This window comes from Pseudomonas sp. H3_A02, from assembly GCF_054671965.1.
In genome coordinates, this window is sequence record NZ_CP162807.1 from 5492754 (window position 1) to 5506285 (window position 13532).

General features: G+C 57.8%; 13 protein-coding genes. 5 read left to right on the forward strand and 8 right to left on the reverse strand.

Annotation, left to right across the window (positions count from 1 at the left end; translation table 11 throughout):
• Positions 1-3: 3 nt before the first annotated feature.
• From AB4N80_RS24105 to AB4N80_RS24120, 4 genes are read left to right on the forward strand one after another with little or no spacing between them, the layout of a single operon-like run.
• Positions 4-600: a paraquat-inducible protein A gene (locus AB4N80_RS24105; RefSeq protein ID WP_122568097.1), complete on the forward strand. Its 597-nt coding sequence runs from the start codon at positions 4-6 to the stop codon at positions 598-600.
• Positions 597-1256 (forward strand): paraquat-inducible protein A, encoded by a 660-nt coding sequence (locus AB4N80_RS24110; protein WP_122568096.1) that lies wholly within the window; start codon positions 597-599, stop codon positions 1254-1256. Before AB4N80_RS24105 ends, AB4N80_RS24110 begins: the two co-directional genes overlap by 4 nt.
• Positions 1237-2895, forward strand: coding sequence for a PqiB family protein (locus AB4N80_RS24115; RefSeq protein WP_354336826.1), 1659 nt, complete (start codon positions 1237-1239; stop codon positions 2893-2895). The genes AB4N80_RS24110 and AB4N80_RS24115 overlap by 20 nt, the downstream gene beginning before the upstream one ends.
• Positions 2896-2912: 17 nt before the next feature.
• Complete coding sequence (locus tag AB4N80_RS24120) at positions 2913-3449, forward strand: PqiC family protein (protein WP_122568094.1); 537 nt, start codon at positions 2913-2915, stop codon at positions 3447-3449.
• Between the two features lie 95 nt (positions 3450-3544).
• Here the strand turns inward: AB4N80_RS24120 and AB4N80_RS24125 are convergent, their stop codons facing one another.
• Positions 3545-4174 carry a glutathione S-transferase family protein gene (locus AB4N80_RS24125; RefSeq protein WP_460079169.1) on the reverse strand — a complete coding sequence of 210 codons (630 nt, stop codon included), beginning with the start codon at positions 4172-4174 and terminating at the stop codon, positions 3545-3547.
• 232 nt (positions 4175-4406) lie between these two features.
• Between AB4N80_RS24125 and AB4N80_RS24130 the strand changes: the two genes are divergently transcribed.
• Positions 4407-4880, forward strand: a complete 474-nt coding sequence (locus AB4N80_RS24130) for a phage infection protein (RefSeq protein WP_460079172.1) — start codon at positions 4407-4409, stop codon at positions 4878-4880.
• Between the two features lie 194 nt (positions 4881-5074).
• Here the strand turns inward: AB4N80_RS24130 and AB4N80_RS24135 are convergent, their stop codons facing one another.
• The 7 genes from AB4N80_RS24135 to AB4N80_RS24165 all read right to left on the reverse strand — a co-directional run bounded on the left by AB4N80_RS24135 (position 5075) and on the right by AB4N80_RS24165 (position 13523).
• The gene (locus AB4N80_RS24135; protein ID WP_460079174.1) at positions 5075-6169 is read right to left on the reverse strand and encodes a DUF1615 domain-containing protein; all 1095 of its coding nucleotides are present in this window, start codon (positions 6167-6169) and stop codon (positions 5075-5077) included.
• Between the two features lie 273 nt (positions 6170-6442).
• Positions 6443-7417 carry a porphobilinogen synthase gene (gene hemB, locus AB4N80_RS24140; protein ID WP_460079177.1) on the reverse strand — a complete coding sequence of 325 codons (975 nt, stop codon included), beginning with the start codon at positions 7415-7417 and terminating at the stop codon, positions 6443-6445.
• A 116-nt stretch (positions 7418-7533) separates the two neighbouring features.
• Positions 7534-8391 carry a PhzF family phenazine biosynthesis protein gene (locus AB4N80_RS24145; RefSeq protein WP_460079180.1) on the reverse strand — a complete coding sequence of 286 codons (858 nt, stop codon included), beginning with the start codon at positions 8389-8391 and terminating at the stop codon, positions 7534-7536.
• Positions 8388-9086, reverse strand: a complete 699-nt coding sequence (locus tag AB4N80_RS24150; protein ID WP_354336816.1) for a glutathione binding-like protein — start codon at positions 9084-9086, stop codon at positions 8388-8390. The genes AB4N80_RS24145 and AB4N80_RS24150 overlap by 4 nt, the downstream gene beginning before the upstream one ends.
• Before the next feature lie 271 nt (positions 9087-9357).
• Complete coding sequence (locus AB4N80_RS24155) at positions 9358-10524, reverse strand: alkaline phosphatase family protein (RefSeq protein WP_354336815.1); 1167 nt, start codon at positions 10522-10524, stop codon at positions 9358-9360.
• Positions 10525-10533: 9 nt separating this feature from the next.
• Positions 10534-11973 carry an FAD/NAD(P)-binding protein gene (locus tag AB4N80_RS24160; RefSeq protein ID WP_354336813.1) on the reverse strand — a complete coding sequence of 480 codons (1440 nt, stop codon included), beginning with the start codon at positions 11971-11973 and terminating at the stop codon, positions 10534-10536.
• Positions 11970-13523 carry an AMP-binding protein gene (locus tag AB4N80_RS24165; protein WP_460079186.1) on the reverse strand — a complete coding sequence of 518 codons (1554 nt, stop codon included), beginning with the start codon at positions 13521-13523 and terminating at the stop codon, positions 11970-11972. Before AB4N80_RS24165 ends, AB4N80_RS24160 begins: the two co-directional genes overlap by 4 nt.
• Positions 13524-13532 lie beyond the last annotated feature (9 nt).

Below are 13532 nucleotides of genomic sequence, written 5' to 3' on the forward strand. Positions count from 1 at the left end.
CCAATGGCCGCCACCGACCGACTGATCATTTGTGAACATTGCGATGCGGTGTACGAGCCGGTTGTGCTCGCCCCGCACCAGAAAGCCGCGTGCGTGCGCTGCCACGCGGTTATCCAGCGCTACAACGGCCTGACCATCGAACAACGCCTGGCCCTGAGCGTGACCGCCGCGGTGCTGTGGGCTTTCGCCAACATCTACCCGGTGATGAGCATCCGCCTCCAGGGCCTGAGCAACAGTGCGACGTTATGGGACTCCATCGTGGCGCTGAGCCAGGGCCCCATCACCTTCATCGCCCTGGTGACAGCGGTGGCGATCATCATTGCACCGGCCTTCCAACTGGCGCTGCTGCTTTGGGTGCTGGGGCATGCCTACCTCCAGCGACGGGCACCAGGGTTCAGCCTGTGCATGCGCAGCCTGGAAACCCTGCGACCCTGGAGCATGCTGGAAGTGTGCTTGCTGGGCGCGCTGGTGGCGGTGATCAAGCTCGCCGGCCTGCTGGACGTACTCCCGGGCATCGGCCTGTTCGCCCTGGCGGCCCTGAGCCTGCTGATGATCCGCATTGCCGGACGCGATGTCCGTGACTTGTGGGACAGCCTATGAACGGCCAGCCGCTGGACACCCCGCCAGACGCCCGCGACTTGAACCTGTGCCTGTGCCACAGTTGCGGCCTGGCCTGCGACATGAGCGACGAACCCCAAACCTGCCCGCGTTGCGATGCCGCCCTGCACCGACGCAAACCCGACGCCATCACCCGCACCTGGGCCTACATGCTCGCGGCGCTGGTGTTCTACATTCCGGCCAACCTGCTTCCGGTCATGAATACCCAGATGCTCGGAGAAGGCGCCGACAGCACCATCATCAGCGGTGTCATCGAGTTCTGGCAAAGCGGCGCCTGGGACATCGCCCTGATCATCTTCATCGCCAGCATCGCGGTGCCCGGCATCAAGTTCGTGGTGCTGACCCTGCTGCTGGTGACCGCACAGCGGCGCAGCACCTGGGCCCAGCTCCAGCGGGCGAAGCTGTACCGGCTGGTGGAAGTCATTGGCTACTGGTCGATGCTCGATGTGCTGGTGGTGGCCCTGGTGGCCGCCCTGGTCAAGTTCCAGGCACTGAGCGATATCGAACCGCGACCGGGCATCCTGTTCTTCGGCCTCGTGGTGCTGTTCACCATGCTGTCGGCCATGAGTTTCGACCCCCGGCTGATCTGGGACACCCAACGATCCGAGGAGGTCATGGATGAAGTCGCAAGCCACTGACGGGCAACAACCCGTACCCGGCCAGGCCCACGTCACCACCCGCCGCTGGACGGTGTCGCTGGTGTGGATCGTGCCGATCATTGCGGTGCTGGTGGGTGTTTCCCTGGTGGTCCACAACTGGCTGCAGGAAGGTCCGACCATCACCATCACCTTCAAGACCGGCCAGGGCCTGACCGCCAACAAGACCCAGGTGAAATACCGCAACGTGGTCATCGGCCAAGTCACCGACGTGCAACTGAGCGAGGACCAGAAGAACGTCACCGCCACGGTCAAGCTCGCCAAGACCGCCGACACCTTCACTCACGAAGACTCGGTGTTCTGGGTCGTACGGCCGCGCATCGGGGCCGGCGGGATCTCGGGGATCGACACGCTGCTGTCCGGTGACTTCATCGGCGCCGACGCCGGCCAGTCGAAAGTGCGCGCCAAATCCTTCACCGGCCTGGAAGCCCCGCCGCCAATCACCTACGGCGAACCGGGCAAGCGCTTCACCCTGCACTCCCAGGACCTCGGCTCGCTGGACATCGGCTCTCCGGTGTACCTGCGCAAGATCCCGGTGGGCCAGGTGGTGTCCTACGCCTTGGACGCCGACGGCAAAGGCGTCAACATCGACGTGTTCGTCAACGCACCCAACGATGTGTATGTCACCGAAAACACTCGGTTCTGGAACGTCAGCGGCGTGGACGTGAACGTCGGTGCCAACGGTTTCGCCGTCAAGACCGAATCGCTCTCGGCCTTGCTGCTGGGCGGCATTGCGTTCCGGGCGCCGGAATACAACCCCAACGACACCGCCGCCAGCGAAGACAAGACCTTCGAACTGTTTGCCGATCAGCAAAGCGCCCTCGCCCCGCCCGATGGCAAGGGCCAATACCTGGCCCTTCGATTCGACCAGGCACTGCGCGGGTTGCGCGTCGGTGCGCCGGTAGAGTTCCTCGGCGTGGAGGTCGGCAGGGTGGTGGCCATCAACCTCGACTTCGATGAAAAGCAACGCAGCTTTCCGCTCAACGTCGGCGTGGTGATCTACCCTCAGCGCCTGGGCAAGGCCCATGAAAAACTGCTCAAGACGCTCAATCACGACCCGGAGGACGAAGCCGCCTCTGCCCGCCTGATGGGCAGTTTCGTCGATCGTGGCCTGCGCGCCCAGGCCCGCAGCGGCAACTTGCTGACCGGGCAGTTGTACATCTCGCTGGACTTCTACCCCAAAGCCGAAAAAGTGGCCTTCGACCCCAGCGCCCGCCCTGTGCGTATCCCGACCCTCCCGGGCAGCCTCCAGCAATTGCAGGAACAACTGCAGACGATGGTCGAGCGAATCAACAAACTGCCGCTGGAGAGTATCGCCGGCAACCTGGATGGCAACCTGGTGGAGCTGCGCAAAGGCCTGGCCCAGTTCAACCGCAAGACCCTGCCAGGCGTGCAAAGCACCTTGCAGGACGTCAGCAAGACCCTGCAATCGGCCAACTCGACCCTGGCCGAAGATTCACCGCAACGCGAACAACTGACCCAGACCCTGGATGACCTGGGGCGCATGTCGCGCTCGCTGCGCGAACTGTCGGACTACCTGAGTCGCCATCCCGAATCGCTGCTTCGCGGTCGTCCCAAGGACGCACCGGCACAGAACCTCACATTGCCGGTGAAAGAATGATCACAGGAGCCCGTCCCATGCCACTGACGCTGAAATTCACCCTGGTTGCCGTGGCGCTGCTGCTCGGTGCCTGTCGCAGCGATCCGATTCACTACCACACCCTGAGTCCGGCTCAGCCGACAGGCCAGTCACGCGCCGGCGTGGACATCCAGATCGAACAGGTGAGCGTCCCGCCCCAGGTGGATCGCACCCAGATGGTCATTCGCCAGGGCAACAGCGGGTTGGCGATCCTGGAAACCGAATGGTGGGGCGCCAGCCTTTCAGATGAACTGCACAGCAGCCTGGACGAACAACTGAGCAACCCTGGCGCGCCGAAATCATCGCTGCGGGTGGACGTGCAGCGCTTTGACTCGATCCCCGGACGCTATGCCCGCATGGACGCGCAATGGCGCCTGCGCAACCTGGGTAGCGACGCCCGCCCCCTCACCTGTCGCAGCAGCCTGCAGACACCGGCGGGGGCCAGCATCGACGAACTGGTGGCGGCGCATCAGCAAAACGTCCGGCAATTTGTCGACCTGGTTGAGCAGGCGGCTGTACGCAAGGCGTGTCCTTGACCTGTAGGAACTGCCGAAGGCTGCGATCTTTTGATCTTTCGCTTGAGATTCAAGCGTCAGCGCAAAGATCGCAGCCTCGCTTCGCTCGACAGCTCCTACAAAGGCCAATGCAACGACAGCATCGGTGCAACGCGCGGATGGTGGTCGATGCGCTCCAACAATCCGTAGAACTCCGGACGGGCGTTCAGCATGGCCTCCCGCGTGTTTCTCCACTTCGTGATCACCGCCGCCAGGATATCGAGCGCCCCCGGCTCGGCACCGCCGAGAAACGGCTGGGCCGGGAACTGGTCGGCAAATAGCGCCCAGTTGCGGTACAGCCGTTGCTGGGTGCCCGATACCAAGCGCTGCCGAGTCGCTTCGTCCGCATCGTCCAGCCAGCGTTCCGGAAAATCGATGATGCCGATGGGCGTGTAGCAATTGGCCGCGATATAGACCAGCCCTCGTATGGCTTGCGCACGTTGGGCTGCATCGTCAGGGAGCAGCTTCGAGGCGGGATAGTTCAGCCCGAGGTGAATCAGGATCGCCGCCGCCTCGGTCAGCACCGAGCCGTCCGGCAACTGCAGGGTCGGGACCTGTTTCTGCGGGTTGAGCGCCTCGAGCGCTTTCGCGGCGTCGCTGTCCTGCGTCGAATAGGCATCGACCCGCCGATAGGCCACATCGCAAAGATCCAGGGCAATCTCCACCGCCGCGGAGCCGGATTGTCTGTAACCGAATAACTGATACATGAACTTGCCTCCTGCCTGTGGGTTACCCGGTAGAGCCCACAAACCTGGCAGTGTTCCACCCGCAGGACGATGCGCACGGCGTGGCGTCGCCTCGCTGGATCAACCGGCATCGATGCACTGACGAGCTATCACTGCCGTCGATGTTCACCATCATGCCAATGAAGTTCTCTTGATGATCGCCCGGGACAACAATGGCCCCACACAAACAACTGCACCCCCGGAGCACACCATCATGAAACGCCAAGTCATCCTCAGCCTCGCTTTCTCCGTACTGGCCGCCAACGTATTTGCCGCCTCCTCGCAACCCGTCGTCGCCGAAGGCGGTTCTGATCGCCTGATCGAAAACCGTGTCGCCGAAGGTGGCTCTGATCGCCTGCTGGAACGCCGCGTCGCCGAAGGTGGCTCCGATCGTCTGATCGAAAACCGCGTCGCTGAAGGCGGCTCTGATCGCCTGATCGAAAACCGTGTCGCCGAAGGTGGCTCTGATCGCCTGCTGGAACGCCGCGTCGCCGAAGGTGGCTCCGATCGTCTGATCGAAAACCGCGTCGCTGAAGGCGGCTCTGATCGCCTGATCGAAAACCGTGTCGCCGAAGGCGGCTCTGATCGCCTGCTGGAACGTCGCGTCGCTGAAGGTGGCTCCGATCGTCTGATCGAAAACCGTGTCGCTGAAGGCGGCTCCGATCGTCTGATCGAAAACCACGCATGAGTAGCTTGACCGTAACAATTGATCGACAACAAACCAAGTGGCAAGGGAGCTTGCTCCAGTGCGCAGCGGCCGCAACCTTCACGGAACCGCTGCGCAGTTCACCCGACACACCGTTCCAGAACACTCCCGAACCAAACCCATCACAATAAAAGCCCGGCCTCATCCGCCGGGCTTTTTCATGCCCCAACGCCTGGCTAGCGCCCAGACGCCCGCGTCATACAGCGCTGATAACGCTCATCCACCCGCTTGGCAAACCACGCCGTGGTCAGCTTGCGCGTGATCTTCGGGCTCTTGAGCACGATCCCCGGCAATACCGCCCGTGGCAGCGGCTTGCCCTCGGCCCGCTCAGCCAGTTCGAACACACGCTTGTAGAGCTTGCTGTCCTCGAACGCCAGGCTGTCGCCCTGCTCCAATTGATCACGAATGGTCGGGTTGCGCAGGCCCAACGACTTGCCCAGCGTGCGCACCGCCAGCTCCGTACTGCCCGGCATGATTGAATCGTGCGCGATCAGATCGCCATCCAGCGCCAGGGAAATGCCCGACGCCACACTCACCGCATGCTGGAAAGCCGCGTTGCGACTGGCGTACCACCCGGCATTGAAATCGGCGAAACGATACAACGGCTCGGTATAGCTCACCGGATAGCCCAGCAAATGCGCGATACCGAAGTACATCCCGCCACGGCGACTGAACACTTCGCGACGAATCGAGCCATCCACTGTGTAGGGATAATCCCGCGCATTGGCTTGGGCAAACGCGATGCTGACCTGCATCGGCCCACCGGTGTGCACCGGATTGAAACCGCCAAACAGGGTCTTGCCCAGCGGCACCATGCCGATGAAATCATCGAAAATTCCGCTCAGCTCTTTCTCGCTACGGGCCGCGTTGAGCCGATCGCTGTAGCTTTTGCCATTGGGCGAACGCACCTGGAGCGCGCCACTGACCAACAGCTCCGGAATGTGCACCTTCGCCGCACGGCGGTTGATTTCCTGACGGGCGATTTTGCCCAGCCCCGGCACCGGCGGGTCGGCCTGGAATGTCGACTCCTGCTCGGTCACCGCCAGGACTGCGCAGATATTCTGCGTCGTGGAGGAAATCTGCTGGGCCGCAAAGGCCACGTAGATGTCCGTCGCCCAACCTTCGCGATCCACCGTCTTGGCCGGCAACAGCTGCACAATCTGCTTCTTGACCTCAGCGGGCTGGCGCTCGGGTTCCTGGGCCTGACGGCTGCCGCAACCGACCAGGGCCAGCAACGCCGCGAGGCTGATCATCATTCGGTTGAATTGCATGGTGCTCCATCGCTTCATTATTCCGGAGCAACCATACGATCAAAAGTGGATGCGGGCTATGCCCAATGTGGGAGCGAGCCTGCTCGCGATGGCGGCGGCACAGCCAACATTGATGCAAGCTGACCCACCGCTATCGCGAGCAAGCTCGCTCCCACAGGAGAACGGCGGTGTACCTAAATCGCCCATACACCCCAAAACCAATGTGGGAGCGAGCTTGCTCGCGATGGCGGCGGCACAGGCAACATTGTTGATGCAGGCAGAAGCAGCGCGGGATCAGATCCCGCTCAGCGCCAGGTCCATGGCGAAGTAGGTGAAGATCAGGTCCGCCCCCGCCCGCTTGATTGCGCCCAGGCTCTCGCGGACCACGCGGGCTTCGTCGATGGCGCCGGCCTGGGCGGCGAATTTGATCATCGCGTATTCGCCACTGACCTGGTAGGCCGACAGCGGCAGGTTCGAAGCCTGGCGAATGTCACGGATGATGTCGAGGTAGGCACCGGCCGGCTTGACCATCAGCGCATCGGCACCTTCCTGCTCGTCGAGCAGGGATTCGCGCAAGGCTTCGCGGCGGTTCATCGGGTTCATCTGGTAGCTCTTGCGGTCGCCTTTCAGCGCGCTGCCGCCGGCCTCGCGGAACGGCCCATACAGCGCCGAGGCGAATTTGGTGGAATAGGCCATGATCGCCGTCTGGCTGAAACCGGCGTCATCCAAAGCCTTGCGAATCGCCTGGACCTGACCGTCCATGGCCGCCGATGGCGCGATTACATCGGCACCGGCGCGGGCCGCCGCCACGGCTTGCTTGCCCAGGTTGACCAAGGTCCGGTCGTTGTCCACTTCATCGCCGTGGAGCACGCCGCAGTGACCATGGTCGGTGTATTCACAGAAACAGGTGTCGGACATCACGATCATTTCCGGCACCGCGTCCTTGCAGATCCCGGCCATGCGTGACACCAGGCCGCGGTCGCTCCAGGTGTCGCTGCCATCATTGTCCAGGTGATGGGACACCCCAAAGGTCATCACCGACTTGATGCCGGCACGGGCATAGCGCTCGATCTCACCAGTCAGCTTCGACTCAGGAATGCGCAACACGCCGGGCATGCTCTTGATCGGCACAAAATCATCGATTTCTTCTTCGACGAAAATCGGCAGCACCAGATCGCTCAACGTGAACTCGGTTTCTTGGAACAGGCTGCGCAGGCTTGCATTGCGACGCAGGCGGCGTGGACGGGCTTCAGGGAACTGGCTGGACATGAGACTCCTGGGCAAAAAATGCTGCTCGATCACAGGGGGCAAAGCTTATGCCCTGGCCAGCCAGGGCACAAACGCCCGCTGGAAAACAGAGTGTTACCCGCCGGGTAATAATCGCCTCACAAGGCCAACGAGCCATTGATGCACGTCACGACGGCGCCACCAATCCAGACCTCTTGCCCCAACTGCTCGACATGAATTCGTCCGGCCCGGCCCATCGTCAATCCCTGGCTGACCACGTAGGACGCAGGCGCCAACCCTTTGCCCAGCATCCATTGGGCGAGCCCGGCATTCAGGCTGCCGGTGGCCGGATCCTCGGGCATGCCATCACCGGCAATGAAGCCGCGCACTTCGAAGTGGGCCTCATCGCCATCCACGGCCCGATCCCAGGGTGCGATCACGCCCACGGCCAGATCCAGCAACTGAGAGTAATCGGGCTCAAGCGTCAGGACTTGCTGGCGATCCTTGAGCATCAACGCCAGCCAGCCGGCACCGTTGTCGACCCATTGCGCCTCGACAATCGCCTCGGCTGCGAGCCCCAGCCCCTTGCGCACCCGCTCCAGCAGCTCGGCGTCCAGCGGACCGGACTTAAGCAAGGGCGGCGCGAGGAACGCCAACCCATGATCGCTGCGGCGAATCCTGACCAAGCCGACGCCACATTCCTGCACGATCTCCTGCCCTTTCGGCACGCCGCCGGCTTCCAACCAGGCGTGACAACTGCCCAGGGTGGGATGCCCGGCAAATGGCAACTCGGTGGAAGTGGTGAAAATACGCACCCGGTAATCGGCTTCCGGGTGCTGCGGCGCCAACAGGAACGTGGTTTCGCTGAGGTTGGTCCAGTTGGCGAAAGCAGCCATGCGCGCGTCACTGAGCCCATCGGCCCCCAGCACCACCGCCAGCGGATTGCCCTTGAGCGGCACATCGCTGAACACATCCAGTTGCTTGTAATCGAATCGGCTGGTCGTCGGCTTGCTCATTCCGGAATTTTCAACCCGCGGGCCACGGCCGGCCGCGCCAGGAAGCGCTCCAATACTCGCGTCACATTGGGGAAGTTCTGGATACCCACCAAATCACCGGCTTCATAAAAACCGATCAAGTTGCGCACCCAGGGGAACGTGGCGATATCGGCAATGGTGTAGCGCTCGCCCATGATCCAGTCCCGCCCCTGCAGACGGCCATCGAGGACCTTGAGCAGGCGCTTGCTTTCCTCGACATAACGATCCCGTGGCCGCTTGTCCTCGTAGTCCTTGCCGGCGAACTTGTTGAAGAACCCCAACTGCCCGAACATCGGCCCGATCCCACCCATCTGGAACATCAGCCACTGGATCGTCTCGTAGCGCGCCGCCGACTCCTGGGCCAGCAACTGTCCGCTCTTGTCCGCCAGATAAATCAGGATCGCCCCTGACTCGAACAACGCCAACGGCTGGTCCCCCGGCCCATGGGGATCGAGAATCGCCGGGATCTTGTTGTTGGGGTTCAGGGAAAGGAACTCGGGCGACAGCTGGTCATTGCTGGCGAAGTCCACTTTGTGGGGCTCGTAGGGCAGGCCGATCTCTTCCAGCATGATCGAAACCTTCACGCCGTTGGGAGTTGGCAGGGAGTAGAGCTGGAGCCACTCCGGGTATTGGGCGGGCCATTTTTGGGTGATGGGGTATGGCGTCAAGTCGGGCATGAGCTGGATTCCAAGTGCTATCTAGAAAGCTGGAGCATAAATCAGATGACTCAGCTTTTGGATCCGGGATCACGCCTGCGACACATGGCTAATCAAAAAGCCGAAAGGGGAAGAGACCTAGTGCAAGTCCCTACCGGGTGCGATTTAAGCTGCTTGACCGCTGGTTAAAAATACGCGTCACCAACTCCTGCGAATTTTATGCATCAGAACAGCCTATCGTTGGTTGAATAGGTAGGTCCGTGGCTCTGAGGGCGAGCCACGGCCTATGGGATCATCCTTTGGAGTAAATCAAAAGCGGAGAAAGCTGATCCTCTTCAGTCAAAGCCCCGTGATGCCCTTTCCATGACGTTTGGTTTTTTTCCGTAAGGCTCTGGACGATGCCACCCCGTCCTGTCGGATATACAATCAAATCTCCCAAGCGCTGTTCAAAGGAGACTCTCACAGCCCCCCCGAACAGACCCTCATTAATCGCCTGACTGCGAGGAAGCACCATAAAATCGTCACCGAGTTTGTTCTTCCAGCGCTCCAATACAGCACTCGTTTTTCCAGCCTCTGTGTAAATGTGCCGGGCACGAATATCACCCGCAATCCACGCCACGTCCTCTTGAAGACCAGGGTCGGTATCAAAGTCGAAAGTAGCTTCGGAAGAAAGGGTTGTCATGCCGTGGTCGGCGGCGACTAGTAGTTTTGTTCCCCTAGCAAGCGCGCTGGCCGTTGAGGCAATCAGAGTGTCTACCTGCCGCAAACTATCGAACCAGGCTTCTGAGTCCGTGCCATAGACATGACCCGCATAATCCAACTCACCCAGATAAACGTAAATCAACCGTCGCGACGATTTTTTTAGCGCCCCCCTAATTTTAAAACCACAGTGCCAATAGTCCATATAGGGAGTAATTGTGACACCTTTATAAATGGCTTTACTGTAACGGGAGTTAGCTATTTTTAACGGGAGTATACATTCTATGTTCAGACCCAGTTCGCCGGCAGTTTCCCAAGCTGTCTTTTCAATCGCAAGAATCGGAAGTTCAGCTGAATGAGTGCCGCTTGTTTGAGTACGACCAATACTGCTCATTTGCCATGACAATGGGGAAAATGCGGTCCGATTATTCAACGCAAAGCGGCTCCCAACTATGCCGTGCTGGCCGCTTCCTTGCCCGAGAGCAAAGGAAGCCAAACTGGTCGCGGTAGTGGCAGGAAATCCGACTCCAAAGGACCGACCTGTGCTAAGCAGTGTTTTCAGGAATGGTGCATGGAACTGATGCTCATCGAGCAATAGCTGCCCCAATCCGTCAACAATAAAAATGACCAGTCCATTTGTAGGTTGGAGGTCGAATCCAGAGTCAAACGTGGGAATACCCAGACTCGCCAAAATGGCATGTGACAGTTGAGTCAGTCCGGACTTTGGAGCGTGACTCGCGTTTTGAGTCGATATCTTCATGTCGCGGCCTCAAGAAAGGATAGCGGAGCTGGCAGCGACGCTGTGCATGACGTTGCGGACTACATCAGTGGTGGCCAGGAACTCTCCCTTTGTCAAATCACCCACGACAAAGAGCCCAGGGATTTCACTACGACGGTTGGAGAGTGCTTGATAAGTTAGCGGGTTTATGGAGATACCACCCAATGGGTGGGTCGTGACCGAGCCATTGGCTAACATATTCCTCAACAAGGGCACTTCTTTTAGGTCCTTCTCCCCATAACCAACACCACGTCCATCGATCAAATATTGGACATTTAAGCATTCGTTTCGCCCATGATAAATATCAAAACCCTGCTCAGTTGCTTCGACCCCCTGTAAATCAGAGTAAACCCCTAATTGCTCGCATTGCATTAACTGCAGTATACGCACAGCACTAGGCACAGGGAACGCTGCCAAATACGTCATCCAAGGCCCATAGTATTTTTCCATGAACGCGGTTTTTTCTTGATCACTTAGTCTCGCCCATAACTTGTCTATAACCGAATAAGAGGCTAACAAAACGCTTTGCCACAGATGATTACCCTGCGAGCAATTGCTTATTTCGCATTCAAGCTCCTCGGTCCGTGTCGCTCCGGGTTTTGCTAGTGCATCCCAGTCAATGAGACCATTTGTGACCCTATCGAGTTCTTTTTTATGGCGCGCAAGAATGGACTCAAGCGTTTGGTCGTTCTCATTCAGCAGAGCTGTGATAAACGTGCTTGGGTCATAACCGGAGTGCTCCGCAATAACCTTAGGTAGTTTGCCAGTTCTGGATACCATGGTTATTTTTCCGACATGACCTTTTTCTTGGAGTGCCAGCGCTGCATCAATCGCCGTTAACCGAGAACCGATAATCCCCACCGTGGCGTGGCTCGGTATATCCATAGCTTGGTAGGGAGAGCAGAAAAATTTTGGGGATGCACTGGATAGCAATGGGAACCTAGGCGCATGCCCGATACAAATAATTACCTTGTCAAAAATCTCCCTGGCGCCGTTGCTAAACTCCACGGAAAATTTCCCAACAGACTGAATAGGTGTCACACAGGAAACCGACGTATTAATAAGTTCCGCAAAGGAGGCGCCATTCAACGCATTTTGCAACTGATGGCCTACATACAACCCAAACAAGCGTCGCGACGGAAACTCCGACCATACCTGTTCTTCATCTGAAGAAGCTTCTTGCCATAACGATTGATTTTTTGCGCGCCACTCGACGAATTCTAGAGGATTATCAGGATTAATACTCATGACTGAAGCAGGCAGATTGATAAGATGACTGCTGTAGCCGGTACCAAAAGCTAGACCCGAACCCGGTTTTCGCTCATCAGCTATAACGTACTCAAGTACGGAATATTGTCTCTCAAGCTGAGAGCATAGCTGAATGAATAGACTAACTCCCGTGGGGCCCGCACCAACTTGAAGAACTCTCATTTGCCCGCTCCCGCTTGCAGTGTGATGGCTATCCTATTAGCTTCAACTCGATCTATCTTGCCACTTATGGTCACCGGCAAGTCCTTAGCAAAGTAAATATCGTTACTGCTGACAGGATAATCCTCAAGATTGGAAACATGCCGAACGATTGCTTTGCGCTTTAGCGCGACACTAGTCGGCTTGAGCTTTACCAACAAAAGTATTTTTTTATCTGAGTCATGCAGTGTTGTGGTGGCGACGCACTCCAATACATCTTCATGGGCGCGTAAGTGCGCCTCTAACTCTGTGAGATCTATGAGTTTTCCGTGTACTTTAATCCGAGCATCGGCGCGACCATGAAGATTGACGTTTTGTCCATCATATGAGGCCAGGTCGCCCGTCCGATACCATCGAGCATGGCGCCCAAGCGGTAGACGACGCAGATATCGACCTGAGGTTCTGACGTCATGGTGCAAATACCCCTGACCAACACCACCTCCACCAATGTAGAGTTCTCCTATCTCATGAATATCAGCATGCGTACCGTCATCCTTTAGGATCGCAATTAGAGTGCATGGAAAGGGCACACCAATAGGAAGAGGAGCATCATTTTGGAGCTCATTTAGCGCTTCACGGGTAGCCTCAAAATAGGTGCTATCTATGGTTGTTTCGGTGGTTCCATATGAAAACACTAATCGACAGTCGTCAGAAATTATTTTACGAACATCCTTAAACTCTCTAACACGCATAACATCAGACCCAGCAATCAGCAGTTTAAAGCTGCTCAGCTTGACGTTATTTTTTAACGCATAATTGCAGAGTTCCCTAAGAATGACTGGAGTAAACTCAGCGCACTCTATCTGGTGGGCGACAATAAAGTCAGCCAAATTTCCAACAACATGTTTCTCGGTTGAAGAAGGCACATAGATTATGGCTCCGGAGCAAAGCCCACGAAGCCAGTCACCAGCAAACACGTCAAAGGAAAGGCTGGCGAATTGGAGATGCCTTTTGAGTTTTTTCAATTGATAGACCTCGTCCCACCCCCGGAATATCTCAATCAGATTGGCATGCCCAATAGCTACTCCTTTGGGGTCTCCAGTTGAGCCAGAGGTGAACATGATGTAGGCCAAGGGATGGTAGCGTTGTGTGAGAGCAGTATAGGATGCAGGTGTAGGCAGCTCCTTATAGTGGACAAACTCAGGATCATCGCTTTGCCAAATATAAGGAAGGCTTTGTTCGGATAGAACGAACTCGACATTGGCTACGGCAAAGGTACGTTGTATTTTTGCAGGAGGCATAAAGGAGTCTATAGGGCAGTAAATGCACCCCGCGTGTAGACATCCCAACATAGAGGCAAGCGCATCACCAATATTAGTTTGCATAATAGCGATGACGCTTCCGACTTCTACACCTCTGTCCTGAATATATGCAGACACCTTGCATATCTTATCTCTTAGTTCTTGATATGTGACAACATTATCACCCACCACAATAGCTACCGCATCAGGTGATGAACAGCAGTGACCCAACACAAGATCAAGTATCGAATCATGAGGAACTGCCTGAGACATAAAGAAACC

What these genes read in the sequence shown, in the direction of transcription:
- AB4N80_RS24105 (WP_122568097.1), top strand. Translation starts at nt 4, where the DNA reads ATGGCCGCCACCGACCGACTGATCATTTGTGAACATTGCGATGCGGTG.
- AB4N80_RS24110 (WP_122568096.1), top strand. Translation starts at nt 597, where the DNA reads ATGAACGGCCAGCCGCTGGACACCCCGCCAGACGCCCGCGACTTGAAC.
- AB4N80_RS24115 (WP_354336826.1), top strand. Translation starts at nt 1,237, where the DNA reads ATGAAGTCGCAAGCCACTGACGGGCAACAACCCGTACCCGGCCAGGCC.
- AB4N80_RS24120 (WP_122568094.1), top strand. Translation starts at nt 2,913, where the DNA reads ATGCCACTGACGCTGAAATTCACCCTGGTTGCCGTGGCGCTGCTGCTC.
- AB4N80_RS24125 (WP_460079169.1), bottom strand. Translation starts at nt 4,174, where the DNA reads ATGTATCAGTTATTCGGTTACAGACAATCCGGCTCCGCGGCGGTGGAG.
- AB4N80_RS24130 (WP_460079172.1), top strand. Translation starts at nt 4,407, where the DNA reads ATGAAACGCCAAGTCATCCTCAGCCTCGCTTTCTCCGTACTGGCCGCC.
- AB4N80_RS24135 (WP_460079174.1), bottom strand. Translation starts at nt 6,169, where the DNA reads ATGCAATTCAACCGAATGATGATCAGCCTCGCGGCGTTGCTGGCCCTG.
- hemB (WP_460079177.1), bottom strand. Translation starts at nt 7,417, where the DNA reads ATGTCCAGCCAGTTCCCTGAAGCCCGTCCACGCCGCCTGCGTCGCAAT.
- AB4N80_RS24145 (WP_460079180.1), bottom strand. Translation starts at nt 8,391, where the DNA reads ATGAGCAAGCCGACGACCAGCCGATTCGATTACAAGCAACTGGATGTG.
- AB4N80_RS24150 (WP_354336816.1), bottom strand. Translation starts at nt 9,086, where the DNA reads ATGCCCGACTTGACGCCATACCCCATCACCCAAAAATGGCCCGCCCAA.
- AB4N80_RS24155 (WP_354336815.1), bottom strand. Translation starts at nt 10,524, where the DNA reads ATGAAGATATCGACTCAAAACGCGAGTCACGCTCCAAAGTCCGGACTG.
- AB4N80_RS24160 (WP_354336813.1), bottom strand. Translation starts at nt 11,973, where the DNA reads ATGAGAGTTCTTCAAGTTGGTGCGGGCCCCACGGGAGTTAGTCTATTC.
- AB4N80_RS24165 (WP_460079186.1), bottom strand. Translation starts at nt 13,523, where the DNA reads ATGTCTCAGGCAGTTCCTCATGATTCGATACTTGATCTTGTGTTGGGT.